General features: G+C 71.6%; 23 protein-coding genes. 7 read left to right on the top strand and 16 right to left on the bottom strand.

Annotated elements, in window-relative coordinates:
* Window positions 1-21: 21 nt before the first annotated feature.
* A complete protein-coding gene (locus OG393_RS19390) occupies window positions 22-1,239 on the bottom strand; it encodes a serine hydrolase domain-containing protein (protein ID WP_327375934.1) in 1,218 nt (405 codons plus the stop codon).
* Window positions 1,240-1,684: 445 nt separating this feature from the next.
* On the opposite strand from OG393_RS19390, the gene OG393_RS19385 reads away from it, so the two are divergent.
* The 3 genes from OG393_RS19385 to OG393_RS19375 all read left to right on the top strand — a co-directional run bounded on the left by OG393_RS19385 (window position 1,685) and on the right by OG393_RS19375 (window position 4,843).
* Window positions 1,685-2,881, top strand: coding sequence for an ice-binding family protein (locus OG393_RS19385; RefSeq protein ID WP_327375933.1), 1,197 nt, complete (start codon window positions 1,685-1,687; stop codon window positions 2,879-2,881).
* 188 nt (window positions 2,882-3,069) lie between these two features.
* Window positions 3,070-3,732 carry a DUF5819 family protein gene (locus OG393_RS19380; RefSeq protein WP_327375932.1) on the top strand — a complete coding sequence of 221 codons (663 nt, stop codon included), beginning with the start codon at window positions 3,070-3,072 and terminating at the stop codon, window positions 3,730-3,732.
* On the top strand, window positions 3,713-4,843 hold the full coding sequence (locus tag OG393_RS19375; protein WP_327375930.1) for an HTTM domain-containing protein: 1,131 nt from the start codon (window positions 3,713-3,715) through the stop codon (window positions 4,841-4,843). Before OG393_RS19380 ends, OG393_RS19375 begins: the two co-directional genes overlap by 20 nt.
* A 159-nt stretch (window positions 4,844-5,002) precedes the next feature.
* Here the strand turns inward: OG393_RS19375 and OG393_RS19370 are convergent, their stop codons facing one another.
* The 4 genes from OG393_RS19370 to OG393_RS19355 form a co-directional block, all read right to left on the bottom strand.
* A complete protein-coding gene (locus tag OG393_RS19370; protein WP_327375929.1) occupies window positions 5,003-5,401 on the bottom strand; it encodes a thiol-disulfide oxidoreductase DCC family protein in 399 nt (132 codons plus the stop codon).
* Window positions 5,402-5,694: 293 nt separating this feature from the next.
* Window positions 5,695-6,465 carry an energy-coupling factor ABC transporter ATP-binding protein gene (locus OG393_RS19365; protein ID WP_327375928.1) on the bottom strand — a complete coding sequence of 257 codons (771 nt, stop codon included), beginning with the start codon at window positions 6,463-6,465 and terminating at the stop codon, window positions 5,695-5,697.
* Window positions 6,462-7,223 (bottom strand): cobalt ECF transporter T component CbiQ, encoded by a 762-nt coding sequence (gene cbiQ / locus OG393_RS19360; protein WP_327375927.1) that lies wholly within the window; start codon window positions 7,221-7,223, stop codon window positions 6,462-6,464. The genes OG393_RS19365 and cbiQ overlap by 4 nt, the downstream gene beginning before the upstream one ends.
* Window position 7,224: 1 nt before the next feature.
* Window positions 7,225-8,298, bottom strand: coding sequence for an energy-coupling factor ABC transporter permease (locus tag OG393_RS19355; RefSeq protein WP_327375926.1), 1,074 nt, complete (start codon window positions 8,296-8,298; stop codon window positions 7,225-7,227).
* Window positions 8,299-8,426: 128 nt separating this feature from the next.
* Here OG393_RS19355 and OG393_RS19350 point away from each other — a divergent pair, with 128 nt between their 5' ends.
* Entirely contained in the window at window positions 8,427-8,786 is a 360-nt protein-coding gene (locus OG393_RS19350) for an SsgA family sporulation/cell division regulator (RefSeq protein ID WP_327375925.1), read from the top strand.
* 107 nt (window positions 8,787-8,893) lie between these two features.
* On the opposite strand, the gene OG393_RS19345 is transcribed toward OG393_RS19350, so the two are convergent.
* Both OG393_RS19345 and OG393_RS19340 read right to left on the bottom strand, forming a co-directional pair.
* Window positions 8,894-11,065, bottom strand: coding sequence for an MMPL family transporter (locus tag OG393_RS19345; protein WP_327375924.1), 2,172 nt, complete (start codon window positions 11,063-11,065; stop codon window positions 8,894-8,896).
* Window positions 11,066-11,227: 162 nt separating this feature from the next.
* Window positions 11,228-11,800, bottom strand: coding sequence for a TetR/AcrR family transcriptional regulator (locus tag OG393_RS19340; protein ID WP_327375923.1), 573 nt, complete (start codon window positions 11,798-11,800; stop codon window positions 11,228-11,230).
* A 181-nt stretch (window positions 11,801-11,981) separates the two neighbouring features.
* On the opposite strand from OG393_RS19340, the gene OG393_RS19335 reads away from it, so the two are divergent.
* Window positions 11,982-15,284: a S41 family peptidase gene (locus tag OG393_RS19335; RefSeq protein WP_327375922.1), complete on the top strand. Its 3,303-nt coding sequence runs from the start codon at window positions 11,982-11,984 to the stop codon at window positions 15,282-15,284.
* Here the strand turns inward: OG393_RS19335 and OG393_RS19330 are convergent.
* The 5 genes from OG393_RS19330 to OG393_RS19310 all read right to left on the bottom strand — a co-directional run bounded on the left by OG393_RS19330 (window position 15,227) and on the right by OG393_RS19310 (window position 19,571).
* On the bottom strand, window positions 15,227-15,745 hold the full coding sequence (locus tag OG393_RS19330; RefSeq protein WP_327375921.1) for a GNAT family N-acetyltransferase: 519 nt from the start codon (window positions 15,743-15,745) through the stop codon (window positions 15,227-15,229). The genes OG393_RS19335 and OG393_RS19330 overlap by 58 nt on opposite strands.
* Before the next feature lie 208 nt (window positions 15,746-15,953).
* The gene (locus tag OG393_RS19325; protein WP_327375920.1) at window positions 15,954-16,136 is read right to left on the bottom strand and encodes a hypothetical protein; all 183 of its coding nucleotides are present in this window, start codon (window positions 16,134-16,136) and stop codon (window positions 15,954-15,956) included.
* A 107-nt stretch (window positions 16,137-16,243) separates the two neighbouring features.
* Complete coding sequence (locus OG393_RS19320) at window positions 16,244-17,134, bottom strand: SDR family oxidoreductase (protein ID WP_327375919.1); 891 nt, start codon at window positions 17,132-17,134, stop codon at window positions 16,244-16,246.
* On the bottom strand, window positions 17,131-18,030 hold the full coding sequence (locus OG393_RS19315) for an alpha/beta fold hydrolase (protein WP_327375918.1): 900 nt from the start codon (window positions 18,028-18,030) through the stop codon (window positions 17,131-17,133). The genes OG393_RS19320 and OG393_RS19315 overlap by 4 nt, the downstream gene beginning before the upstream one ends.
* Complete coding sequence (locus tag OG393_RS19310; protein WP_327375917.1) at window positions 18,027-19,571, bottom strand: flavin-containing monooxygenase; 1,545 nt, start codon at window positions 19,569-19,571, stop codon at window positions 18,027-18,029. The genes OG393_RS19315 and OG393_RS19310 overlap by 4 nt, the downstream gene beginning before the upstream one ends.
* A 150-nt stretch (window positions 19,572-19,721) precedes the next feature.
* On the opposite strand from OG393_RS19310, the gene OG393_RS19305 reads away from it, so the two are divergent.
* Window positions 19,722-20,438, top strand: a complete 717-nt coding sequence (locus OG393_RS19305; protein WP_327375916.1) for a MerR family transcriptional regulator — start codon at window positions 19,722-19,724, stop codon at window positions 20,436-20,438.
* Between the two features lie 224 nt (window positions 20,439-20,662).
* Here the strand turns inward: OG393_RS19305 and OG393_RS19300 are convergent, their stop codons facing one another.
* Window positions 20,663-21,460 (bottom strand): exodeoxyribonuclease III, encoded by a 798-nt coding sequence (locus OG393_RS19300; protein ID WP_327375915.1) that lies wholly within the window; start codon window positions 21,458-21,460, stop codon window positions 20,663-20,665.
* A 63-nt stretch (window positions 21,461-21,523) separates the two neighbouring features.
* Here OG393_RS19300 and OG393_RS19295 point away from each other — a divergent pair, with 63 nt between their 5' ends.
* Window positions 21,524-22,009, top strand: coding sequence for a GNAT family N-acetyltransferase (locus tag OG393_RS19295; protein WP_327375914.1), 486 nt, complete (start codon window positions 21,524-21,526; stop codon window positions 22,007-22,009).
* A 647-nt stretch (window positions 22,010-22,656) separates the two neighbouring features.
* Here OG393_RS19295 and OG393_RS19290 read toward each other — a convergent pair.
* The 3 genes from OG393_RS19290 to OG393_RS19280 all read right to left on the bottom strand — a co-directional run bounded on the left by OG393_RS19290 (window position 22,657) and on the right by OG393_RS19280 (window position 25,097).
* Window positions 22,657-23,040 (bottom strand): hypothetical protein, encoded by a 384-nt coding sequence (locus OG393_RS19290; RefSeq protein ID WP_327375913.1) that lies wholly within the window; start codon window positions 23,038-23,040, stop codon window positions 22,657-22,659.
* Between the two features lie 146 nt (window positions 23,041-23,186).
* Entirely contained in the window at window positions 23,187-24,611 is a 1,425-nt protein-coding gene (locus tag OG393_RS19285; protein WP_327375912.1) for a hypothetical protein, read from the bottom strand.
* Between the two features lie 12 nt (window positions 24,612-24,623).
* The gene (locus tag OG393_RS19280) at window positions 24,624-25,097 is read right to left on the bottom strand and encodes a hypothetical protein (protein ID WP_327375911.1); all 474 of its coding nucleotides are present in this window, start codon (window positions 25,095-25,097) and stop codon (window positions 24,624-24,626) included.
* Between the last annotated feature and the right edge of the window lie 56 nt (window positions 25,098-25,153).

Raw genomic sequence — 25,153 nt, 5'->3', positions numbered from 1 at the left:
GGGGCGCGGTTCGTGGAGGGATCACAGCACCGAACGCACCGCCCGCACCAGTGCCTGGGCACGGGGGTCCGCGGTCACCGTCGGGCGCATGCCGTTGGTCACGTACCCGAAGGCGATGCCCGACTCCTGGTCGGCGAAGCCCAGCGACCCGCCCCGTCCGGGGTGTCCGAAGGAGGTGGGGCCGAGCAGCGGGGAGGCCGGCCCGTGGAGCATGTGGCCGAGACCGAAGCGGGTGCCGACCATGAGCACGCGGTCGCCACCCGCGGACTCCTCGGTGCGGGCGAGGGTGAGGGTCGCGGGGGCGAAGAGCCGGACTCCGTCGACGGGACCCAGCGTGGCGGCGTAGAAGCGCGCCAGCGCGCGGGCGGTCGAGACGCCGCTCGAACCGGGCAGTTCGGCGGCCCGGTAGGCGGGGTCGTTCTCGTCGGGCTGGGGATCGATCGCTCCGAAGGCGCGCCGGGTGAGCGAGTCGGGGTCGCGGTATGCCTCGGTGACCGAGCGCTTGGCGCGCAGCCGCAGGGCTCCGCCGCCGGGGGGTTCGGTCTCCTCGACGGGACCGAGGCGGCCGACGCGGTACGCCTCGTCGTCCGGCAGACCTATCCACAGGTCGAGGCCGAGCGGGCGGGCGATCTCCTCGGCGACCCAGCGGCCGATGGTCCGGCCGGTGACCCGGTGGACGAGCCCGGCGAGCAGCCAGCTGAAGGTGTGGGCGTGGTAGCCGTGGGCGGTGCCGGGTTCCCAGGCGGGAGCCTGGGCGGCGATCGCCGCCAGGGCGGTCTCCCGGTCGGCGGCCTCGGCGAGGGTCAGCGGGCGGTCCAGGACGGGTACGCCCGCCTGGTGCGCGAGTGACTGGCGTACGGTCACCCGTTCCTTGCCCGCCGCCTTGAACTCGGGCCAGTACGTGCCGACGGGTGCGTCCAGGTCGAGCTGACCGCGCTGGTGGAGCAGCAGGGGCACGGCTGCGGCGACGCCTTTGGTCGCCGAGCGGACCACCTGCGCGGTGTCCACGGCCCAGGGTGCTTCCGCGGCGTTCCCGTCGACGTCCCTGGCGCCCGCCCAGAGGTCCACGACCTTCACGCCGTCGCGGTAGACGGCGAGCGCCGCGCCTCGTTCGCCGCGCTGCTCGAAGTTGCGCTGGAACGCGTCCCCGACCGGCTCGAACCCCGCCGCCACCGTGCCCCTGAGGTCCACGTTCCCCACTCCCTCGTTCGTTGCCGCGCGCCGCCCGCGTCCTCCCATGGTGCAACGCCCGCCCCCCGGGGTCCGCTTCCGGGGCCGTCCGGACGGCGGGGCGCCGAGGCGCCGGGGCGGGCCGGAGACCGGTCCGTCCGACGGCAGGCCACCCGACAGGCCCCTCGGCCAAGAGCGCGTCGACGCGTCTCATGCCTCGACAGGAGAACATGTGACACATTTCATTTCCGTTCGAGGAACCCACTTCCGAAGAAACAATTCGGCATCACGAAGAAACGTTTTCCGCGATTCAGAATGGACCCGCAGAGGGGAATTGTAACAAGAATCAATTCCCATGATCCTGAATTCCTATTCGAGAATAGGCTTCGACGTGCCCTGTTTATCCGGGATTGGCGTCCCTTTTCGTGCGTAGTGTGCTGGCGACCAACATGGGTGCTTCCGGGGACGTGAACCACCCGGGAGCCGACGCCTCACACAGGAAAGACGGTTTCTGATGAAGCTCAAATCCACTCGCGCCGCGCAACGGCGCACCGCTTCGTCCTGGCTCGCCGCGGCTCTCACCACCACGGTCGCCGCCGCGCTGGTGGCCGTGGCGCCGTCCCAGGCATTCGCCCTTGCCACTCCCGTGCCGCTGGGTACCGCGGACAGTTTCGCTGTCCTGGCCGGCCAGTCGGTCACCAACACCGGCCCGTCCGTGATCACCGGGGACGTCGGCGTCAGTCCGGGTACGGCCATCAGTGGATTTCCGCCGGGGATCGTGAACGGGGTCTTTCACTCCGCGGACGCTGTCGCGCTCCAGGCCAAGTCCGACCTCGTGGCGGCGTTCGACAACGCCGCGGGCCAGGCCACCGACGCGGCGCTTCCGCCGAACGCCGGGGGCCTGACGCTGGTCCCGGGCGTCTACACCGCCTCCTCGGCCCTGGGTCTGACCGGCACCCTCACCCTCGACGCCCTGGGCGACCCCAACGCGGTCTGGGTCTTCCAGGTCGGCTCGGAGCTGACGACGGCGTCGGCCAGCCGCGTCGCCCTCATCAACGGTGCGCAGCCGTGCAACGTGTTCTGGGAGATCGGCAGTTCGGCCACGCTCGGCACCAACTCGACCTTCGTGGGCAACATTCTGGCCCTGACTTCGATCAGCGCCACCACCGGCGCGAGCATCGACGGCCGGGCACTGGCCCGTAATGGCTCGGTCACTCTGGACACCAACCGCATCACCCGCGCCACCTGCACCGGTGGAACCACGACGGGCACGACGACCGGCACCACGACCGGCACAACGACGGGCACCACCACCGGCACGACGGGCGGCGTGCTGGGCGGCGTGCTCGGCGGGGTCGTGACCGGCGGCACCACCGGCGGCACCACCGCCGGCACCGGCGGCGGCACTGGCGGTGTCCTCGGCGGCGTGCTGGGCGGCGTGCTCGGCGGGGTCGTGACCGGCGGCACCACCGGCGGCACCACCGGGGCCACCACGGGGAACACCGTCGGAAACACCGCCGGGAACATCGCCGGCAACACCACGGGGGGCGGCAAGGGAGGTATGACCGGCGGTCACGACGGCGGCAAGCCGGGCCACGACCACGGCGGCAAGCCGGGCCACGACCACGGCGGATACGGCTACGGCGAGAAGCCCGACGCGCACGCCGGTTACGGCGACAAGCCTCAGGGACACGGCGGCTACGAAGGCTAGCCGGCAGCGCGGCCCGCGCGCTGAAGGCTGACAGCGAGCGGCGGAGCGCCTCTTCGGGCGCCCGCCGCGCGCTTCCACGAGACGGACGACGAGACGAACAGGGCGAGGCAGTGCTGGACGAAGTCGCGGCAGGGCAAAGGCAGGAGCGAGGGCGGGCCATGGGGCGGACCGAGACTCCGGAACCAGTCGTGGACGCCACGCGCGGAGAAGAGGAAGCCGGGCAGCGGGGAGCCTGGCGGGCGGGGAGGAGGGCCCTGAACACCGTGGTGGTCCTCTGCCTGGTCACCGCCCTGACGCACGTCGCCCTGGTGTTCCTGCACGTCGCACCCTCGAATGTCGTCTCCCGGACCTACGGCAAACAGGTGAACGCCTGGATCTACCCCCTCTTCGAACAGAACTGGCGGCTCTTCGCCCCGGACCCGGATTCAGTCAACCGGAGAATCTCCGCACGAACCGCGCACACGGCTCGGAACGGTTCCGTACAGGTCGGCCCCTGGACCGAACTGACCACGGTCGACGAAACAGCCATCGACCACAGCGTCTTCCCGAGCCACACCTCCCAGAACCTTCTGCGTCGGTCCTGGACGTCCTACGTCGAACTCCACGGGGGCGACGACGTCGCGCGTTCGGACCGGGCCGTGATGATGCGCCAGTACCTGCGCAACATCGCCGCCGACCGCATGACCGATCTGCACGGCAAGCCGTTCGAGTACATCCAGCTCCGGGTGGTCACCCTGCCCGTCTCCGCTCCAGGCACTGTGGCCGCTGACCGCCGTGCCTCTGCCACGAAAGCCGAAACACGGCTGCTGCCCTGGTGGAAGGTTGACTCCGATGCCCCTGACGGGAAATGACCTGATCCGTTCCTCCGCGTCCCCTGGCGAAGCGTCCGGGCGCCGGGCGCCCGCCCGTCTGTCCGTCTCGGCACATCGCGCGTGGACGCTGCTGACCGCACGCCCCCTCTCGCTCTACGCGGTGTCGGTCCTGCGCATCGGGTACGGCCTGCTCTACCTGGTCTACCTGCTGCGCGAATTCCCGTACCGCGACGAGATCTGGGGCCCCGGTTCACCATGGACGCCGGCACTGGCGCGGCAGCTCTTCGACCAGACGGGCTGGGTCAGCATGCTCACGCTGTCGGACGGCCGGGTCTACTTCGAGTGCTGCTACGCGGCGGCTCTCGTCGTCTGCGCGTTGTTCGCGCTGGGCTGGCGGACCCGTGCCCTGTCCGTGCTCTTCGCCGTCGTGGTGACCTCGTTCCACGCGCGGTCGATCTTCATGACGGACGGAGGCGACAACCTCGTTCTCCTGATGGCGCTCTACCTGGTCCTCACCGCATCCGGCCGCCGCTGGTCCCTGGACGCCCGAAGGCTCCGCCGCAGGTCCGCCACTCGTACGCGGGGCCGTTGGCGGTCCGGCGCGGTACCGCGACTCCGTGAGGCACGGCGCACTCTGGTCACGACGGTGCACAACTGCGGGCTCCTCGTGATCGCGTTCCAGGTGTGCTTCCTCTACGGCGCGGCGGGCCTGTACAAGGTGCAGGGCGGCACCTGGGGTGCCGGAACCGCGCTGCACTACGTGCTGAACCTTGAACTTTTCCAGCCGTGGCCCGCGCTCTCCCATTGGCTGGACGGCCACGCGGTCGCCATCGCGGTGGCCGGCTACCTGACCGTGCTCCTCCAGGTCGCCTTCCCTTTCGTGCTGTTCGGCAGGCTCAAGTACCCGGTACTGACCATGCTGCTCGGCATGCACGTCGGCATCGCCGTACTCATGGGACTTCCCCTGTTCTCCGGTGCGATGATCATCGCCGACGCCGTGTTCCTGCCGGACCGCTTCTACACCGCGGTGGCAGACCTGTGCCGACGGCCGGTCCGGCGGCTGCGGACGGCCCGGACCGCGTCAGGAGCACGCACGGGGTCCATGCCGAAGCAGGGAAACCCCGCATCCCTGCTCCGCGGTCGCCCCTGAGGACCTGTCAGGCGACGTTCGCCCCGTCGCGACGCCCGGCACGGCGTCCCACGGCGTCGGCGCGTCAGCCGAGCGGGCCCACGAGGAGGTGGATGCGGCGCCTGGCGATCCACCGCGCCGGACGCCGCTCCTCGACGAGCGACCGTGCCTGACGCGGCACTAAGCCGCGGGGGGCCGGACGCCGGGCCTGCGGTCCGGCGGCAACGCGCAGGCCGGCGAGCCGCCGGGCAGGCGGGTGCGGTTGGTGGCGACGATCCGGTACACGCCATGGGCGATCCACCGCAGAGGAGGCAGGGTGAGCAGGCCGCCCAGCCACGCCCAGAGCCCACCGACGCTCAACAGGATCCTGGCGACGGCCTGCGCGCCGCCGTACACCGTGCCGGCCCGCGAGACCCACAGCAGTTCGTGCTCGGCCCGCTGCTGGGTGACGCCGAGGGTGGCCAGATCCGCGAACTGCCACGGCGTCACGACGCAGGCCGGCCGCAGTCGCCGCTTGAGGTAGGTCACCGATGCCGTGCAGAACGCGCAGTCACCGTCGTAGACGAGCACAGGTCGCATCCCCTCATCCTGCCCGAGCGCACGGCCCCGCGCCCGGAGGCAGCCCCGCTCACGGCCCGCGTCGTGAACGTCTGCCAGGGGTCGGGGGCAGGAGGACGCCGCGCACGGGAGGCCAGGTCGATGTACTCGCCGCCGCGGGCGTGGACGGAGCAGCGCGCATCGTGAGGACGGCACACGGCGTGCGCGGGTGCCGGAAGCTCGGCGAGGTCCCGGAAGGGTGAGGGACGCCCGTCGCGCGAATGCCGGCTCATGCTGCCGCGACCGGGAACCGCGGGTTCCCGGCGGAGTCGGCGTCAGACGGTCTGCGGCGAGAATCCGAAGGGCAGTTCGAGGCGGTGGCGCGCCATCAACGCGGCGTCGCCCAGCACGTCCGGGGTCCGCCCGTCGCCCGCGATCACGCCGTCGCTGAGGATCACCGAGCGCGGGCAGAGTTCCAGGGCGTAGGGCAGGTCGTGGGTGACCATCAGGACGGTGACGTCCAGGGAGCGCAGGACGTCGGCGAGTTCGCGGCGTGAGGCGGGGTCCAGGTTGGAGGAGGGCTCGTCCAGGACGAGGATCTCCGGTTCCATCGCGAGCACCGTCGCCACCGCCACCCGCCTGCGCTGCCCGAAGGAGAGGTGGTGCGGCGGCCGGTCAGCGTACTCCGCCATGCCCACGCGCTCCAGTGCGGTGCGGACGGCCGACTCCAGCGCGGCGCCGCGGACACCGGCCGCGGCGGGACCGAAGGCGACGTCCTCGCGCACGGTCGGCATGAAGAGCTGGTCGTCAGGGTCCTGGAAGACGATCCCGACCCGGCGCCGGATCTCGGCGAGGTTCCGCTTCTCGACGGGCAGCCCGGCGACGGCGACCGTGCCGGCGCCGCCGGTGAGGATGCCGTTGAGGTGCAGTACGAGGGTGGTCTTGCCGGCGCCGTTGGGGCCGAGCAGAGCGACGCGCTCGCCCCGGCCGACGGTCAGGTCGACGCCGAAGAGGGCCTGGTGGCCGTCCGGGTAGGCGTACGCGAGGCCGCGCACCTCCAGCGAAGGGGGCACGGAGCCGGGCGAGGCCGTCGAGGGGGAGGTCATAGCGTCCATCCGAGGAGGCAGATCACGAGGGCGGCGAGCGGGAGCGAGGCGGCTCCCGCCCACTGGGCCCGGGAGGCGGTCACCTCGTCGATGACCGGCATGGTCCCCGCGTACCCGCGGCTGACCATGGCGAGGTGGACGCGTTCGCCCCGCTCGTAGGAGCGGATGAAGAGCGCGCCTGCGGACTTGGCGAGGACGCCCCAGTGGCGGAGGCCCTTCGCTTCGAAGCCCCGGGAGCGGCGGGCGATCGACATCCGGCGCATCTCGTCGCCGATCACGTCGCCGTACCGGATCATGAAGGCGGCGATCTGGACAAGCAGCGGCGGGAGGCCGAGCCGCTGGAGTCCGAGCAGCAGGGCGCGCAGTTCGGTGGTGGAGGCGAGGAGCACCGAGGCGGCGACGCCCAGGGTGCCCTTGGCCAGGACGTTCCAGGCGCCCCACAGGCCCGGGACGGAGAGCTGGAGGCCGAGGAACCCGGTCTGCTCGCCGGGGACCACGAAGGGCATGAGGAACGCGAAGGCCACGAAGGGGACCTCGATCACGAGCCGCCGCAGCAGGAAGCCGACCGGCACGCGGGCCCGTGCCGCCACCGCGCCGAGCAGGAGGGCGTAGAGGCCGAAGGCCCAGACAGCCTCGCGCGGCGTGGAGACCACGACCAGCACGAAGGCGAGGACAGCGGCCAGTTTGGTGTGCGCGGGCAGCGCGTGGACCGGCGAGTCCCCCCGCCGGTAGAGCGTGTGCGCGTGTCCCGCCCCCACCTCAGACCCGGGCCTCGTGCGGCGCCTCGGCCGTGTCCCTGCGACGCCTGACGAGCCAGAAGGCGCCGGAGCCGACCGCCAGGGTCGCTCCCACGCCGATCATGCCCGCGAGGCCGCCGGAGAGCCGGGTCGTCTCGATGCCCTCGACGCCGTAGTCGGCGAGCGGGGAGCCCGCTGCGGCGTGCTCCTCGACCTTCCGGTCGATGCCCTTGTCGGCGGCGACCTTCTCCAGTCCGTCCGGGCTCGCGGAGGCGTAGAAGGAGACGAAGCCGGCCAGTACGAGGGCGGTGACCAGGCCGCCGGCCCACAGCTTCCGCGGCGAGGGGCCGCCGGCGGGGGCGGTCTCCCGGGACGGGGCGGCGTCGACCAGTTCACCGGCGATGCGCAGCTTGAGCGGCGTACGCAGACCGCGGGCTCCGTGGACGAGGTCGGGGCGGACGGCGATGACCGCGCCGACGGTCAGCATGGTGATCACGGCCTCGCCGAGGCCGATCAGCACGTGGACGCCGACCATGGCGGTCAGGACCTTGGGCAGCGGCACGTCGGTGGTGCCGCCGACCGCGTAGACGAGGGTGAAGGCGACGGCCGCGGCGGGCACGGAGACGAGCGCGGCCACGAAGGAGGCCACGGTCACCGAGCGGCGGGTGCGCGGCAGGACGAGGACGAGGCCGCGGAAGAGCGCGTAGGCGACCACGACCGTGACGACACCCATGACGGAGATGTTCACACCGAGCGCGGTGAGGCCGCCGTCGGCGAAGAGGATGCCCTGGATCAGCAGCACGACGGCGATGCAGAGCACGCCGGTGTAGGGACCGACGAGGATGGCCGCCAGCGCGCCGCCGAGCAGATGCCCGCTGGTTCCGGCGGCGACCGGGAAGTTCAGCATCTGGACGGCGAAGACGAAGGCCGCGACGAGACCGGCGAGCGGGACGGTCCGGTCGTCGCCGTGGCCTCCGGCGCCGTCGCCGGCCAGCTCGCGGCGGGCACCGCGCAGGCTGACCGCGACGGCGCCCGCGGCGAGGACTCCGGCGGCGGCCGAGACCGGAGCGTTGATGAATCCATCAGGTACATGCACGGCATTGATGATAGGCGGTACCTGCAAAGAGCTTGCAAGAGCGCACTTGATACAGAAGTCGCAGCGCGCGTACGCCGTGAAATATGGGACATTAGGTAATAAATGAGTCAAGCGTGAGGAGTCGACCGATGCACCCTGTCGACGACCACGGCGTCGAGGATCACGCCAAAGGCCGGATCATCACCGACGCCCCGCTCTCCCGGCCCGTGCCGGTCGCCCTGCGCTACGACCCCGACGCCGCTCCCGACGCCGTGCGCTTCGCCTTCCCCGGAAACGTCGAATGGTCCTTCCCGCGCACGCTGCTCGAGTCCGGGGTGCGCGCCCCCGCCCGTCGCGGCGACATCGGCATCTGGCCGTGCGGCCGGGTGCAGACGGTCGTGGAGTTCCACACGGCGGACGGCGTCGCCGTCGTGCAGTTCGACACCACCGCCCTGCTGCGCTTCCTCAGACACACCTACGCCGTCACCGCGTCGAGCTCGACACGATGACGGCGTAGGGCGGCGTCGGTTCCCCGTCCCCACGGGTTCCGGCGCGATCCGGGGCGCGACCGCTCTTCGCGGCCCCGGAGTACGGGGGGTCTCAGACGTACCGGGGGTCAGACCTTCACGAGCCTGCGGTCCGTGTCCGCGCCGGGGTCGCCCGGGGACCCGGCGGGCCGGGCCAGGCCCTCGCCCTCGACGTCCACGTTCGGCAGCAGCCGGTCCAGCCACTTCGGCAGCCACCACGCCTTGTGCGCGAGCAGGGCGAGCACCGCGGGCACGATCGCCATCCGGACGACGAAGGCGTCGAAGAGGACGGCGACGGCCAGCCCGAAGCCGATCATCTTCACCATCTGCTCGCTGGAGCCGATGAAGCCGGCGAAGACGGCCATCATGATCACCGCGGCGGCGGTGACGACCCGGGCGCCGTGCCGGAAGCCGGTCACGATCGCCTCGCCGGGCCGCTCCCCGTGGACGTACGCCTCGCGCATCCGGGTGACCAGGAAGACCTCGTAGTCCATGGCCAGGCCGAAGACCACGCCCACCATGAAGATCGGCATCATCGACATGATCGGGCCGGTCTGCTCGACCCCGAAGAGGTCGCCGAGCCAGCCCCACTGGAAGACCGCGACCACCGCGCCGAGGGCGGCGACGACCGACAGCAGGAAGCCGAGAGCCGCCTTCAGGGGGACCAGCAGCGAGCGGAAGACCACCATCAGGAGCAGGAACGCGAGCCCGACGACCAGCGCGAGATAGGGCACCAGCGCGTCGTTCATCTTCTGCGAGAAGTCGATGTTCATCGCGGTGGCGCCGGTCACCAGGACGTCGTCGCCGGTGGCGTCCCGGATGTCGTGAACCAGCTCCTCGGTCGCGACCGAGGACGGCCGGTCCTTCGGGATCACGGTGATCGTCGCGGTGTCGCCGGCCTTGTTGGGGGTCGGCGGGGTGACCGCCACGACTCCCTCCAGGCCCTCGATCGTGTCGGCGGTGGACTCGGCGGCGCCCTCGTCGCCGTCGACGACCACCAGCAGCGGCCCGTTGAAGCCCGGACCGAAGCCGTCCGACAGCAGGTCGTAGGCGCGGCGCTGGGTGGTGGAGGTCGGCTGGGAGCCCTCGTCGGGCAGGCCCATCTCCAGCGAGGAGACCGGCACCGCGATCGCGCCCAGGCCGATCACACCGGCCAGCAGCACCATGACGGGGCGGCGGATGACGAACCGGGCCCAGCGGGTGCCCATGTTGGGCGTGCCGTCGTCCTTCCGGGTTCCCTTGCGCTGCTTGCGGCCCACGACCAGGGAACCGGCGAAGCCCAGGAGGGCGGGGATCAGGGTGAGCGCGATCAGCACGGCGATCAGGACCGTGCCGGCGGCGGCGAAGCCCATCTTCGTCAGCATCGGGATGTTGACGACGGCGAGACCGACGAGTGCGATGACGACGGTGAGGCCCGCGAAGACCACGGCGGAGCCCGCGGTTCCGGTCGCCCGGCCGGCAGCCTCCTCGGGCTCGCGGCCCTCGGCGAGCTCCGCGCGGTAGCGGGAGACGATGAAGAGGGCGTAGTCGATGCCGACGGCGAGGCCGATCATCATCGCGAGGGTGGACGTCGTGGAGCCGAGGTCCAGCACACTGGCGAGCGCGGTGATCGTGGAGACGCCGATGCCGACGCCGATGATCGCGGTCAGCAGCGGAAGTCCGGCGGCGACCAGCGAGCCGAAGGTGATGACGAGGACGATGCCGGCGATGACGACGCCGACGATCTCGCCGGCACCCGTCTCGGGCATGGCCTGGAGCGCGTCACCGCCGATCTCGACGGTCATGCCCTTGCCCTGGGCGTCGTGCGCCGTCTCCTTCAGCGCCTCGCGGGTCTCGTCGGTCAGCTCCATGGCGGAGACCTTGTAGCTGACGGAGACGTAGGCGGTGGAGCCGTCCTCGGAGACGGCCTTGGCCTCGTAGGGGTCGTTGACCGAGGCGACCTGGTCCGAACCGGACTTCAGCGCGGCTACGGTCTCCTGGACCTCGGCCTTGGGGGCCGGGTCGGTCATCTTCTGCCCTTCGGGGGCCTTGAAGACGACCCGGGCGGTGGCGCCGTCGGCGCTGCCGCCGGGGAAACGCTCTTCCAGGAGGTCGAAGGCGCGCTGGGCCTCGGTGCCGGGGATCGAGAAGGAGCCGGAGGTCGCGGCGGGCGCGGACGCGGCGCCGACCCCGGCGAGCGCGAGCAGCGCGACCCAGAGCAGGGCGACGAGCCGTCGGCGCCGGAAGGCGGAGCGACCCAGCTTGTAGAGGAACGTGGCCACGGGGGCGTACTCCCATTGGTGAGGGGGACAAGGGCATGGGGAGCCGGCCCGACGGCGTGAGCGGTGCGACGTCAGGTACTGCGGTCGAAGGGGCGCCGGACGCCGGGTGAGGGGGCACCTCGGCGTCGTGACGGGGCCGGGTCGGAGGCCGGGGCCTCCGGGTCAGACGCCGAGTGCGGGGAGCACGACGGCGTCGACGTAGCCGGTGAGGAAGGCGTGGTCCACCGGCTGATCCTCGATCAGCGGGCGGGCGATGAACGCCCCGATCAGGAGGTGGGGCACGAGCTTGAGAGCCGGGTTCCCGGCACTGACCTCGCCCCGGTCCACCGCTCGCCTCAGCACCTCGTCGAGTCCGGTCATCTCGGGTTCGACGAGCAGCTCGCGCAGTGCCTGGAGCAGTTCGGGGTTGTTGTGGACGGCATGGGCCAGACCCCGCATCAGCGCGGAGTCCTTCTCCATCTGGCAGTCGTCGGTCCGCTCCAGCATCGCGTGGAAGTCGCCGCGCAGGGTGCCGGTGTCGATGTCGGCGAGGCTGACGGGCTTGTTGTGGCGCAGGGCCCTGGCGACGAGTTCGGCCTTGCTCCCCCACTGGCGGTAGAGGGTGGCCTTGCTGGAGCGGGTGCGGGCGGCGACGGCGTCCATGGTGAGGGCGTCGTATCCGACCTCGCGCAGAAGGTCGAGCACGGCTTCGTACAGCTCGGCCTCCCGCTCCGGGGTGAGCCTGCTGCGGGCCATGGGACCCTCCTTCCGAACGAAACCGTTTCGTACGGCATGACGCTACCCGACCCCACTGCGAAACGAAACCGTTTCGTACGTGTCGTGTCCCACACCGGCCCGGCCACGGAAGGCGGAACTCCGCCCGAAAGAGTCACGTTCCCGAGTTGCCGCGCCCCCTCCCCGCGGAAAGCATTGGGGAGTGAGTGACGACCTCGCGTATCTCCGCTTCCCGCACCTCCACGACGACCTGCTGTGCTTCGCGGCCGAGGACGATCTCTGGGTCGCGCCCCTCGCCCCCGAGGGGGAACCGTCCGGCCGGGCCTGGCGGATCACCGTCGACCGGACCCGGGTCGGCCACCCGCGCTTCTCGGGCGACGGGCGCCAGATCGCCTACACGAGCTGGCGCAGTCTCGACCCGGAGATCCACCTCGCCCCGGTCGCCGGCGGACCCTCGCGCCGGCTCGGCTTCTGGGGCTCGACCGACACCCGGGTCTGCGGCTGGTCACCCGACGGCGACATCCTCGCCGTCTCCTCGCACGGACAGCCCTTCTCGTACTACTCCTGGGCGTACACCGTCCCCACCGACGGCTCCCCCGGCGGCCGGATGCCCTGGGGTCCGGTCTCCGACATCGCGGTCGCCGACATCGAGGGCGAACGGCGCACCCTGCTGCTCACCGGCAAACCGCCGCACGAACCGGCGGCCTGGAAGCGGTACCGGGGCGGCGCGACGGGACGGCTGTGGATGCACGGCAGGCGACTGCTCCCGGACATCGGCGGCCACCTGGCGGCGCCGATGTTCGTCGCCGGCCGGATCGCGTTCCTCTCGGACCACGAGGGCGTCGGCAACCTCTACTCCTGCCTCCCCGACGGCACCGACCTGCGCCGCCACACCGACCACGACGCCTTCTACGCCCGGCACGCCTCCAGCGACGGACGCCGGGTCGTGTACCAGTGCGCCGGCGACCTGTGGATCGTGGAGGACCTGACCTCCCCGGACGCCACGCCCCGCAGGCTCGACGTCCGGCTCGGCGGCCCGCGCGCCGGGCGCCGCCGCTATCACGTCCCCGCCTCCCACCACGTGGACGCGCTCTCCGTCGACGAGACCGGGCGCGCCGGCGCCGTCTCGGTCCGGGGCAGTCTCTACTGGCTGACTCATCGCGACGGGCCCGCCCGCACGATCACCGACACCCCGGGCGTCCGGGTCCGGCTGCCCGAGATGCTGGGCAGCAGCGGCCGGATCGCCTACGTCACCGACGCCGAGGGCGACGACGCCGTGGAGCTCGCCTACCTCCCGCGGGCCAGCGGCGCCCGGCCCCCGCGTCGGCTCGCCGCCGGGGAACTCGGCCGGGTCGAGGAACTGGTCGCCGACCCCGACGGCGAACGCCTCGCCATCGCCTCCGACGACGGCCGGCTGCTGCTCGTCGACACCGCCGAGGACCCCGGGGACGCCTCCCCGCCCGAGGAGTCCGGGCGAGCCGAGGTCACCGAGCTGATCCGCTCGCTCAACGGACCGGTGCGCGACCTCGCCTTCTCGCCCGACGGCGCCTGGCTGACCTGGTCCCATCCAGGCATCGGCCGCTCCCTGCGGCAGATCAAGATGGCCAGGATCGCGGGCCCCGGTGCCCCCACGATCGTCGACGTCACCAACGGCCGCTTCGAGGACGAGAACCCGGTCTTCACCCGCGACGGCCGCTATCTCGCCTTCCTCTCCTGGCGGGGCTTCGACCCGGTGTACGACGTGCACACCGGCGACCTGTCCTTCCCGCTGGGCTGCCGTCCCTATCTCGTCCCGCTGTCCTCGGCCACCCCCTCCCCCTTCGCGCTGCTGCCGGACGGCCGCCCCGTGGCGGGCGGCCTCGACCCGGTCGAGGACACCGGTGAGGCGGGCGACGGCACGGTGACCGTGGAGGCCGAAGGGCTGGAGAGCCGGGTGACGCCCTTCCCGGTGACGGCCTCCAAGTACTCGGCGCTCCAGCCGGTGAGCGGCGGCGGCCTGGTCTGGCTGCGCTGGCCCATCTCGGGGGCGCTCGGCGAGACCTTCGCCAACCCCTCCGACACCTCCGGACGCCCCACCCTGGAGCACTTCGGCATCACCAAGGCCCGCAAGACCGAACTCGTCCAGCACCTCGACTGGTTCGCGGTCAGCGGGGACGGCTCACGGCTCGTCGTGGCCGACGAGAGCGAACTACGGGCGGTACCGGCGACGGAGCCCGGCGACGGCGACTCGACCGTCTACATCGACCTGCGGCGGATCCTGCACGAGGTCGACCCGAAGGCGGAGTGGCGTCAGGCGTTCGACGAGGCGGGCCGGATCGTCCGCTCCTACTTCTGGGAGCCCGATCTGGGCGGTGTCGACTGGACCGCGGTGCTCGACCAGTACCGCCCGCTCGTCGAACGGGTCGCCTCGCCGGACGAGTTCGCCGATCTGCTGCGCGAGGTCATGGGTGAACTCGGGACCTCGCACGCGTATGTCACCCCCGCCCGGCGCAACGAGGGCCCGCCCCACTACCAGCGGCCGATGGGGCTGCTGGGCGCGAACCTGGTGCGGCGCGACGAGGGCTGGACGGTCAAGCGCATCCTGCCCGGCGACTCCTCCGACTCCAAGGCCCGCTCTCCGCTGGCCGGCACCGGCATCCGGGAGGGCGCGGTCCTCACCCATGTGGACGGCCGCCCGGTGGACCCCGTGTGCGGCCCGTACCCGTTGCTCTCGTCCTGCGGCGGCACCACGGTCGAACTCACCTTCCGGCCGGCCGAGGGCGAGGGGCCCGCGCGGCGGGTGGCGGTCGTCCCGCTGGTCGACGAACGGCCGCTGCGCTACCAGGACTGGGTGGCGAAACGACGTGCCGTGGTCCGGAGGATCAGCGGCGGCGCGTGCGGCTACCTGCACATCCCGGACATGGGCGGTTCGGGCTGGGCCCAGTTCAACCGCGACCTGCGGATGGAGGTCTCCCGGCCGGCCCTGATCGTGGACGTGCGCGGCAACGCCGGCGGCCACATCAGCGAGCTCGTCGTGGAGAAGCTCACCCGCAGAATCCTGGGCTGGGACCTGACCCGGAACGCGCAGCCCGTCAGCTACGCCTCGAACGCGCCGCGCGGGCCTGTCGTGGCCCTCGCCGACGAGGCCACGTCCTCGGACGGCGACATGATCACGGTCGCCTTCAAGCTGCTCGGCCTCGGCCCGGTGGTGGGACAGCGGACCTGGGGCGGCGTCGTCGGCATGACGGGCCGTCACCGCCTGGTGGACGGAACGCAGATCACGGTGCCGATGAACGCCGCGTGGTTCCCCGAGTACGGCTGGTCCGTCGAGAACCACGGCGTGGAACCGGACCTGGAGATCCTCCGCACCCCCCTGGACTGGGCGGAGGGCCGGCACGCGCAGCTGGACGACGCGGTCGCCCTGGCGCTGTCGCTGCTGGCCGGGAACCCCGCAGCCAGCCCGCCGGACTACGACTCGGTGCCCGACCGTTCGCGCCCGAAGCTGCCGCCGAGGTCCAGCAGGTAGGCGGCGCCCGGCCGGCCGTCGAAGCGCTCGTCCCGGACCGGCCGGAAACCGGTCCGGGCGAGCACCGCGCGCGAGCCCGCGTTGTCGAGGGTCGTCGCGGCGCGCAGCGTCCGCAGCCCGTACACGTGGGCCGCCAGCCCGCAAAGCTCCTGTACACCGGCGGTGGCCAGACCCCGCCCGGCGGCCTTCTCCGCGACGCGGTAGCCGAGTTCGGCCGAGCCGTCCGCCACGTCGACGAGATTGAACCGCCCGAGGATCTCCCCGTCGTCCCCGACCCGCACGTGGAAGAGGATCGCGCCGGTCCGCTGCTCCTCGAGCAGCGCCCGGTGCCGGTCGTCGAACGCGGCGAAGTAGGCGTCCCCGCGATCGGGTACGGACGCGGCGAAGTACGCCCGGTTCTCCCGCTCGAAGGCGAGCAGGGCGGGCGCGTGGTCGGGGCGGAGGGCTTCGAGTCCGGGCATGGGGGGACGCTACGCGCCACGGCGGGCGGAGGCATCCGGATTGCCGCCCCGGCGGCGCGGCGAACAGACCCGCGGGCGCCCGACGGCCCGACCGCGCGGTGACGGACGGGGACGGACCGGGGACGGCGGCATCGCGGCGTCACGGCGCGGGCGGACCACGCGAAGGCGCACCCGGCGTCCCGGGTGCGCCTTCCTCAGGGAACGGCCGTCAGACGTCGTAGTCCTGGTCGAAACGGTCCTGCGCCTCCGTCTGGGCCCGGCGCTCCTCGTCGGAGCGGTCCTTGGCCTGGGAAGCGCGCTCGGACGCCTCGTCCTTCGCGTTGCCCATCTTCGCCTTCGCCTGACCGGCGAGGTCCTGCGCCTTGTCCCTGAACTGTTCTGCCTTGCCCATGAACGTTCACTCCTGGGTGGGTGAGGGATACGGGGCGTGTCGCCCCTGGGGCCTCGACCAGCGTGGCACGGCAGGACAATCCACGCATTTCGATCAGACGGGGCGAGCTACCGGGCCGCGTCGCCCCTTCCACGGGCCTGCTCGTCGGCCGCTCCGCCCGCCCCCACCAGCCCCCGGGAGACCCCGGAGAGCCGTGGTTCGAAGCGCTTCATCTCACGCTGCCCGACGGTGGCGATGAGCCCCGGCAGAGCGCCCCGCACGGACTGCATCCCGCGCAGCCACCACTGCGCGTACACATGCGGCGAGCGCCGCTCGATGCCGGCCACGATCCGGTCGACGGCCGGGCCCAGCGGGTAGGTGCGGTTCGACGGCCAGGGCAGCCGGGACCTCAGCTCCCGCATCACGTCGTTCTGGTCCGCCCCCCGGACCATGTCGGTGTCGGTCCAGGACAGATAGCCGACGCCGACCCGCACCCCCTTGTACCCGACCTCCGCCCGCAGGCTGTGCGCGAATGCCTCGACACCCGACTTCGAGGCGCAGTACGCCGTCATCATCGGCGCCGGGGTGATCGCCGCGAGCGAGGCGATCTGGAGGAAGTAGCCGCGCGACTCCATCAGGACCGGCAGGAAGGACCGGGCGGTGACCGCTCCGCCGATCAGGTTGACCTCGACGACCCGGCGCCAGGCGACCGGGTCGGAGTCCACGAAGGGCCCGCCCGACGCGACCCCCGCGTTGGCGACGACGATGTCGACCTTGCCGAAGCGTTCCTTGACCTCCCGCGCGACCCGGGTCATCGCCTCGTGGTCCGTGACGTCCGCGTGCCACCAGTCGGCCTCGGTGTGCAGCCGCCCGGCGACCTGCTTCAGCTCCTCCGGCTCCAGGCCGACCAGCGCGATCCGCGCGCCGCGCGCGGACAGCTTGCGGGCGAGCAGCTCGCCGACACCACGGGCCGCGCCCGTGACGACCGCGACCTGTCCCTCCAGGCTCACCCTGCTCATGTGTCCTCCTTCACACCCAGGTACGTGGCGGTCAGTTCGCGGATCTGCGCGGTGACGGCCTCCGGGGCCTCCACCGGTGTCATGTGGCCCATGCCCGGCAGTTCGACGAGCCCCACGCACCGTGGCAGCGCCGCCGCGAGGGTGCGGGCGTGGACGGGCGGGGTCAGCCGGTCGGCCGAGCCCACGAGCACGGCCGCCGGCGGGGTGAGCCGGGCGAGCCCCGCCTCCAGGTCGAGTTCCGCCAGGACACGCGACCAGGCCACCCGGGAGGCCCGCGGGCAGGCGTGCACGATCCGGGCGCAGGCGTCGACCCGCTCCGGAGCGGAACGGGGCCCCATCGTGGCGTACTCGAGGATCCGCCGGGAGACGGGCGTCACCGGCCCCAGCGGCGCCCTCGCCCCCAGGATCCACCGGGTCAGCCGGGTCCGCAGGCCGCCGGCCCGGATCGGCACGACGAGGGACTCCGCCGTCAGCCGCGCCGGGCCGGTGGAGCAGAGCAGGACGGCGGCGGCGTGTTCCCGCAGCCCGGGACGGTCCGCGGCGGCCATGATCGTCATGCCACCCATGGAATGGCCCGCCAGGACCGCCTTCTCGCCGGGTGCGAGGGTCGCGGCGAGCACGGCCTCCAGGTCGTCGGCGAGGGCCGTGGTCGAGTACCCGTACCGGCCGGCCGGCGGCGTACGGCCATGACCGCGCTGGTCGTAGGCGATGACCCGGTGGTCGGCGGACAGGTCGCGTATCTGCTCGGCCCAGAAGGCGATCGAGCAGGTCCAGCCGTGGGCGAGCACGACGGGCGGGGCGTCCTCGGGCCCGGACACCTCGACGTGGACCGTCGAGCCGTCGGCCGAGACGGCGGTCAGCTCGCGGACGGGCCGCGGGGCGGCGGGGCGGCTCACTTGGCCGTCTCCTTCTTCCTGGCGGGCCGCCGGGCGGGGGCGGACGCCGCCGGGCCGGGGACCCGCAGCACCTCGTACTCCGCGAGGTCGAGCTGCCGCGTCTCCCGCCGGAACTCGCTCGTCGTGCCGGGCCACAGCGTGGTGTTGCGGCCGCCTGCGTCGAGGTACCAGCTGTCGCAGCCGCCGGCCTTCCACACGGTGCGTTCCATCCGGGACTGCACCTTGCGGTTCCAGGCGCCGACGGCGGAGGGCCTGGCGGCCAGGGCGGCGCGGCCCTCGGCGCCGTCGCGGGTCAGCACGTCGAGCTGCCGCAGGTAGTCGGCGAGGTAGTTCAGCTGGGACTCGATCATGAGGATCATGGAGGAGTTCCCGAGTCCGGTGTTGGGACCGATGATCGTCATCCAGTTGGGGAAGCCGGCGGCGGTGGCGCCGCGCAGCGACTCCATGCCGTCCTTCCACGCCTCGGCGAGCGTGTGGCCGTCGGCGCCGACGACGCGCTCGGCGATCGGCATGTCGGTGACGTGGAAGCCCGTACCGAAGATGATCGCGTCGGCCTCGGTCTCGGTGCCGTCGGCGGCGACGAGCGTGCTGCCGCGGACCTCGCGCAGCCCGGAGGCGACCACGTCCACATTGGGACGTACGACGGCCGGGTAGTACTCGCTGGAGAGCAGGATCCGCTTGCAGCCGATGCGGTACGAGGGGGTCAGCTTGGCGCGCAGCACCGGGTCCTTGACCGCCCTGGCGATGTTGGCCTTGGCGAGGGACTCGACCAGGCCCAGCTCGGTCGGACGCTTGGTGAAGGCGCTGACCTGGAGTTCCCGGATACCCCAGAGCAGTCCGCGGCGCATCGTCCCGGTGGCCGGCAGCCTGCGGTGCAGCCAGCGCTCCGGGGCGGTGATGGCGCGGTCCATACGCGGCATCACCCACGGGGGCGTGCGCTGGAAGAGGGTGAGCGAACCCACCCGGGGCTGGATCGCGGGCACGATCTGGATGGCGGAGGCGCCGGTGCCGATCATGGCGACCCGCTTGCCCGCGAGGTCGTAGTCGTGGTCCCAGCGCGCCGAGTGGAAGACCTTGCCCGGGAAGTCCGCGAGGCCGGGGATCTCCGGGATCTTCGGGTCGGAGAGCGGGCCGGTCGCGGAGACGACCACGTCGGCGGTGAAGGAGCCCTGGGAGGTCTCGATCTCCCAGCGCAGCGCGTCGGTGTCCCATCGCATCATCAGCACCTCGTGTCCCAGCCGCAGGTGCGGGCGGAGCCGGAAGGTGTCGGTGACGTGCTCCAGGTACGCGCGGATGTGGCGCTGGCCCGAGAACGTCCGCGGCCAGTCCGGGTTCGGCGCGAAGGAGAAGGAGTAGAGGTGCGAGGGGACGTCGCAGGCGCAGCCGGGGTAGCTGTTGTCCCGCCAGGTGCCGCCCACGGAGTCCGCCCGCTCCAGAACGACGAAGTCGGTGATCCCCTCGCGACGCAGCCGCACCGCCGCGCCGAGGCCACCGAAGCCCGATCCGATCACCGCCACCCGAACGTGCTCGTGGTTCGTCATGCCGCCTCCGCCGCACCCAAGACTCCGCCAGCAATCACTGGCACGATTGGGAGGGTAGAGCAGCCCGCTACCGGGCGGTAGGGGTACGACAAGGGAAAGTTACCGGCGGTACAACATAGGCTGGCGGGCGTGGCGGAAGGATCGGATCACGTGACGGATCAGTCGGCGGGGCGGACGAGGGGGAACCGGGACGGGGCGGACCGCACGCAGCGGACGGACCGGACGGACGGCGTCCGCGAGTACCGCAGGGAGGAACTGGCCGCGGCGGCCGGCATCACCGTGCGCACCCTGCGCTTCTACCGCGAACGCGGCCTGATCCCGCCGCCCCGTCGCGAGGGCCGCATCGCCTGGTACGACGAGCACCACCTGGCCCGGCTGCGCACCATCGCCGCCCTGCTGGAACGCGGCCACACCCTCAACGGCATCGCCGACCTCACCGCCGCCTTCGAGAGCGGCCGGGACGTCGGCGAGGTGCTGAGCCTGGGCGAACCCACCGAGGAGGAGCCGGTCCGGCTCACGCCGGGGGAGCTGGCCGACCACTTCGCGGGCGAGGTGACCCCGGAGAACCTCGCCGCGGCACTCGACCTCGGCTACCTGGCGACCGACGGCGAGGAGCTCATCCACATCAGCCGCCGACTGCTCGACGTCTCGGCCACCCTGGTCCGGGAGGGCGTGCCGCTGGCCGCTGTACTGGAAGCGGGCGGCCGGGTCCGCGAGCACGCCGACGCCCTGGCCGCGCTCTTCACGGACCTGCTGCGCAGCCACGCCGAGGAGAAGGACATCGAGCGGCTGCGCCCGCTGGCCAAGAGCGTCGTGGAGTCCGAACTGTCCCTGGCCCTCGACCGGAGACTCCGCGACCTGCCCTGACGACCCGCGCGCCCCGCCGAGCCGCCAGGCCACCGAGCTGCCGAACAGGCGAGCAGGCGAGCAGGCGATGGAAGCGCCCTACGGCGTCCCCGCGGTCGAGGGTGGGGGCGGGGGGCCCGAGTGGCCGGTCCGCCCGACAGCGTGAAGCGCGCCGAGCGCGCCGGCGTGGCCCCGTCCGGCGACGCCGAGCAACACGGCCGGGCGGGGCTTTCCGCCGTCGCTGACTACAGGTCGAAGACAGCCGTCACGGGCGCATGGTCACTCCACCGTTCCGCGTGGCTCGCCGCCCGCTCCACATACGCCTTCACGCAGCGCTCGGCCAGGCGAGGCGAACCGACGATCAGGTCGATGCGCCACCCGCTGTCGTTGTCGAAGGCGCGTCCACGGTAGGACCACCACGAATACGGACCCTCCTGGTCGGGATGGAGGGCACGGACGACGTCGACGTACTCGGCCTCTCCGAAGACGCGATCGAGCCAGGCCCGCTCCTCGGGGAGGAAGCCGGAGTTCTTCCGGTTGCTCTTCCAGTTCTTCAGGTCGGCTTCGCGATGGGCGATGTTCCAGTCGCCACAGACGACGACCTCGCGGCCGTCGGCCGCCGCACGCGCCTTGAGCTCGCACAGGTAGGGCAGGAAGGCGTCCATGAAGCGGACCTTCTCGTCCTGCCGGTCGGTGCCGACCTCGCCGGAGGGCAGATAGAGGCTGGCCACGGTGACACCGGGCAGGTCGGCCTCGATGTACCGGCCACTGCCGTCGAACTCGCTCGACCCGAAGCCGACCTGGACGCGGTCCGGCTCGCGGCGGGTGTAGAGGGACACCCCGGCCCGCCCCTTGGCGGCGGCCGGCGCGTGGGCGGTGAACCACCCCTCGGGCGACCGGACCTCCACCGGAAGCTGGGCTTCCTCGGCGCGCACCTCCTGAAGGCAGACCACGTCGGCGGCGGTTCCGGCCAGCCACGGGACGAACCCCTTCTTCGCGGCGGCACGGAGACCATTGACATTCGCACTCGTCACAGTGAGCATCCCGGGAGAATACCGACACGAGCCACCCGACGACGGGTGGCGCATACATGTACGATGGCTCGCATGAATATCCACCCCACCCCGTACGACCACCCCGACGCGGTCAAACTCGACGACGCCGTCCAGCTGGAGTACATCGCCCGATACGGCGACGAGGGCGACGCCACGCCCCTCGACGCGGCGATGTTCGCGCCGCCGCTCGGCCTCTACCTCCTCGCGTACGACACCGAGGACCGCCCGGTGGCCACCGGCGGCTGGCGCACCCAGGACGAGAACGACGAGGGCTACTCGGACGGCGACGCCGAGCTCAAGCGCATGTACGTGATCCCGGAGGCCCGCGGCCTCGGCCTGGCGCGCCGCATCCTGGCGGCCCTGGAGGACGACGCCCGCGCCGCGGGGCGGACCCGCATGGTCCTGGAGACCGGGACCATGCAGCCGGAGGCCATCACCCTCTACGAGTCCAGCGGCTACGCGCCCTGCGCCAAGTTCGGCCACTACCGGGAGTACGAGAGCAGTCGCTGCTACGCCAAGAGCCTGACACGCCCCTGACATTCGGGGGCTTCTCCGGCACCCTTCTCACGCACGTCGATCCGCACCGCCCCCTCCCGACCCGCCCCGGCAGAAGAAGACATGCGCGAGACGCCATCGCACAGCCGCAGCCCTCTCGTCGGCGGTCTGCGCCCTGCCGAACGGCCGAACCCTCACCTCGGCCGCCGGAGCCCAGGGCGTCCGCTTCAACGACGGCGACGACAAGCCGACGGACCGATGTACGCCTCGGCTCCCGGCCGCCTCGTCCCCTGACGGCAGCAGGCTGATCCACCGCCCCGTGAACTCCCCGAAGGACGCCCTCCCCTCGCGGGACCACAGCCTGACCTAAGACATGACCGGCGGTTCCAGCGACGGCCGGCGGTTCCCCGCTGAGACCAGTCCACCGGAACGGGCTTCCAGGTCCCCTCGAACGACTTCGGATGCGCCATACTGCCGAACCGCGCGTTCGGCAGTACATCGGCGACGACGCGAAGTCGCTCCACGATCGGACCCAAACCTCCCGGCACCCGCCCCCACCAGGACCCGCCCCGAGGGACGCCTCCGGTGCGGAGCTCCGTCGTGACCTGTCAGCGGATGATGCCGCGATCACGCGGAACAGCGAAACGATCATGAGACCGCAACCCCGACGGCACGCCGTATACCGCTCGTCAGTCCACGCCGCTCAGGTACACGCGGCTGCTGTGGTCATCGATCCTTGCCACGGCGACCTCCAGCGCGTTCAGGTCACCCTTGCAGGGTGCGCACACCATGCCTTCGCGAACGCCGGCGAGCGAATCCGGCTCCGGCAGGCCCAGGTGCGAGAACGGCGTCGTCTTCCCCTCCCCCACGAATGGCTGTTCCCGTAGACGCAGGGGCCGCTCCGGCTTCAGCTGTGTGAGGAATCCGTCCACCGCGTCGGTGGGCAGAACGAAGGACAAGAGCAGGCCGTCGTCCTGCAAGCCCTTCTGGTAAGCGGACTTGGCCTCGGTCGCTGTCGAGGGAATCTGCACCCGCAGCGTCTTGGCGACCGACTCCACGGTGGCCCCGTCCACCCAGTACGGAACCTGCCGTCCCGGTGAGCGGCTCTCCTTCTGACTCCCGTGTTCGGCTGTCGACCCCATGCAGCCGGCCAGCAGACAAGCAAGCAATCCCGCACCGGCGATGAGCAGCGGGCGCCGTGTCCGTGCTCGTGTCGAGCTCAACGGGCGTCCCCGTTCCGACCGATATCCGTGCGCGTACCGTCCCGCCCCGGTTCCTTCGGGTCGGGCCAGGCGTCGCCCGAACTCATCTCGTGCTGCTGCACCGAACTGCTGCCTCTCATGTCGAACTCCCTCGCAAGCCCAGTGGTGTGCATCCGGGCCATGTCGGAGTCGGTCACCGTGGTCGGACCAATGGGGGTTGCCTTGCCTGGGTCCCAGTTGTACCGGTCCCACACGTTCACCTGGTAGTCGATGGTCACCTGCGGCTTGCCGTCCGGACCGGGCACGGCTGTCACCACACCCGTTGTGTTCGACATTGCACTACCCACAGCCAGGTACCAGTTGCGGTCCTCGTGGGTATACGACTGGCCCAAGGATTCCACGGGGATCGCGACGGCCTTGCCGCCCGACTGCGCGAAGGCATCCAACGCCTGGCGGCGCCACTCATCCTGCTCTGCGGCGCGCGCCTTCGCCGCCGCATCTCGCAGCTTCCCGTCGTCTGTCAGCATCCTGTCGACGTCAAGGTCGAGGGTCTTGCCAGTCCCGTTCAGATAGTGATCCATGTGCCGGGCCGCATCCGTCTTGCCGATGAAGTCACCGCTGTTCGAGATCCCGTTGGCCTGGAACTCCTTCCAGTAGTCCCCGAGACCGGGTGAATCGGCGTCGTACGGTCCGGCCCCGTCGTCAGCGGCCACCCGCTTCACCGTCGGGGTCAACAGGCCGGCGGCCAGCAGGTCGTCCTTGCTCTGGGTCCACAGCTGCGCCCGGGCCTCGGGACTCAGGGACTGCCACAGCCGCCGCAGCTCCGCGCGCTGCTTGTCGTTGGCGTCTTCGCCCAGACCGGCGAGTTTCACGGCGCGGGGCAGCATGTCCTGGTCGAGCGACGTGTACGCCGCGTGGCCGGCATTGTTCGGATCACCGCCGTGGCTCGCGCGCAGCGCCCGTACCGCAGCCGCGTCGACCTCGGAGGCATGGCTCACGATCCCGGTCAGCGTGTCGGCGTACCACTGCATCATGTCGCGTTTCCTCTGCCCGGGCCCATCCACCTCGCAGATGAGGGCGTCCGCGATCACTACGGTGCCGTCCTCGCGTCCGGTGACGCTGAAGCCCTTCTCCTTGGCCTCGGCGGTCACGCTCCTGGCATGCTGCTGGATGCTCTTCAGCTCGGTGTGCGCATCATCGAGGACACTGAAGATGCTCTGCGCCTCCACGTGGAGGTCCGCGAACTCCTTCACCGTCTTGCCGACGAAGTCCCGGGTCACACCCGCGTTTACGCCCTCCCACCGTGCCTTGTCAGCCTTCGCCTTCATACCGTCGCGGGCCTCGCCGCCGAGCCGCTGCATCTCCCCGGCCACGCGCTTCCAGTCGGCGACCGCCGTCCCCAATTTACCGAGGTCGACTTCCATGAGCTCGGTGTAGTTCATGATGAACCTCCCCTACTTGAAGTGCTCGGTGAGCCGGGAAACAGGCACGGCCGAGCCGTCCCGGTTCCGGAGGGACGCGGCGATCGCGGCGTCCTCCTCCGCGTGCGCCTTCTTCGAGTAGTCCAGGTGGTTCGAGATATGCGCACATGCCTGAAGGACGCTCTTGACCTGCGAAGTCCATATGGACACCGTCGTCTGCAGCTCATCCCCGAGGGCGAAACCGCTGCCCTTCAAGGCCGATGCCGCCTGCATCGTGGAGCCGGCCCCCTCCTTGTCGGCACCGGCACCGGCGATGTCAGCCGCCCTATGCAGTTGGCTGTGCAGGACGAAGGCTTCATGGCCGACGCCGCCGAGGTCGTCCTGGTTCACGACGAGATCGGCCTGCCCGCCACCCCCTGGACCGCCCGGCAGTTGATTGAGTCGCATCGAGGCTTGCCGTTGGGCGGTCACGTCCGCTTTCGCGCGGTCCCATTCATCCCATGCCATCACGCCATTGCATCACGACCCCATGACAAGCCAATCGACGTTCAGGGGCAGGAGGT

This window comes from Streptomyces sp. NBC_01216, assembly GCF_035994945.1.
Lineage (GTDB): Bacteria > Actinomycetota > Actinomycetes > Streptomycetales > Streptomycetaceae > Streptomyces.
This window is presented reverse-complemented; position numbering and strand designations above follow the sequence as displayed.

Coding starts and splice junctions, on each gene's coding strand:
- OG393_RS19390 (WP_327375934.1), bottom strand. CDS start 1,239: ATGGGAGGACGCGGGCGGCGCGCGGCAACGAACGAGGGAGTGGGGAAC.
- OG393_RS19385 (WP_327375933.1), top strand. CDS start 1,685: ATGAAGCTCAAATCCACTCGCGCCGCGCAACGGCGCACCGCTTCGTCC.
- OG393_RS19375 (WP_327375930.1), top strand. CDS start 3,713: ATGCCCCTGACGGGAAATGACCTGATCCGTTCCTCCGCGTCCCCTGGC.
- OG393_RS19370 (WP_327375929.1), bottom strand. CDS start 5,401: ATGCGACCTGTGCTCGTCTACGACGGTGACTGCGCGTTCTGCACGGCA.
- OG393_RS19365 (WP_327375928.1), bottom strand. CDS start 6,465: ATGACCTCCCCCTCGACGGCCTCGCCCGGCTCCGTGCCCCCTTCGCTG.
- OG393_RS19350 (WP_327375925.1), top strand. CDS start 8,427: ATGCACCCTGTCGACGACCACGGCGTCGAGGATCACGCCAAAGGCCGG.
- OG393_RS19340 (WP_327375923.1), bottom strand. CDS start 11,800: ATGGCCCGCAGCAGGCTCACCCCGGAGCGGGAGGCCGAGCTGTACGAA.
- OG393_RS19330 (WP_327375921.1), bottom strand. CDS start 15,745: ATGCCCGGACTCGAAGCCCTCCGCCCCGACCACGCGCCCGCCCTGCTC.
- OG393_RS19325 (WP_327375920.1), bottom strand. CDS start 16,136: ATGGGCAAGGCAGAACAGTTCAGGGACAAGGCGCAGGACCTCGCCGGT.
- OG393_RS19320 (WP_327375919.1), bottom strand. CDS start 17,134: ATGAGCAGGGTGAGCCTGGAGGGACAGGTCGCGGTCGTCACGGGCGCG.
- OG393_RS19310 (WP_327375917.1), bottom strand. CDS start 19,571: ATGACGAACCACGAGCACGTTCGGGTGGCGGTGATCGGATCGGGCTTC.
- OG393_RS19300 (WP_327375915.1), bottom strand. CDS start 21,460: ATGCTCACTGTGACGAGTGCGAATGTCAATGGTCTCCGTGCCGCCGCG.
- OG393_RS19295 (WP_327375914.1), top strand. CDS start 21,524: ATGAATATCCACCCCACCCCGTACGACCACCCCGACGCGGTCAAACTC.
- OG393_RS19285 (WP_327375912.1), bottom strand. CDS start 24,611: ATGAACTACACCGAGCTCATGGAAGTCGACCTCGGTAAATTGGGGACG.
- OG393_RS19280 (WP_327375911.1), bottom strand. CDS start 25,097: ATGGCATGGGATGAATGGGACCGCGCGAAAGCGGACGTGACCGCCCAA.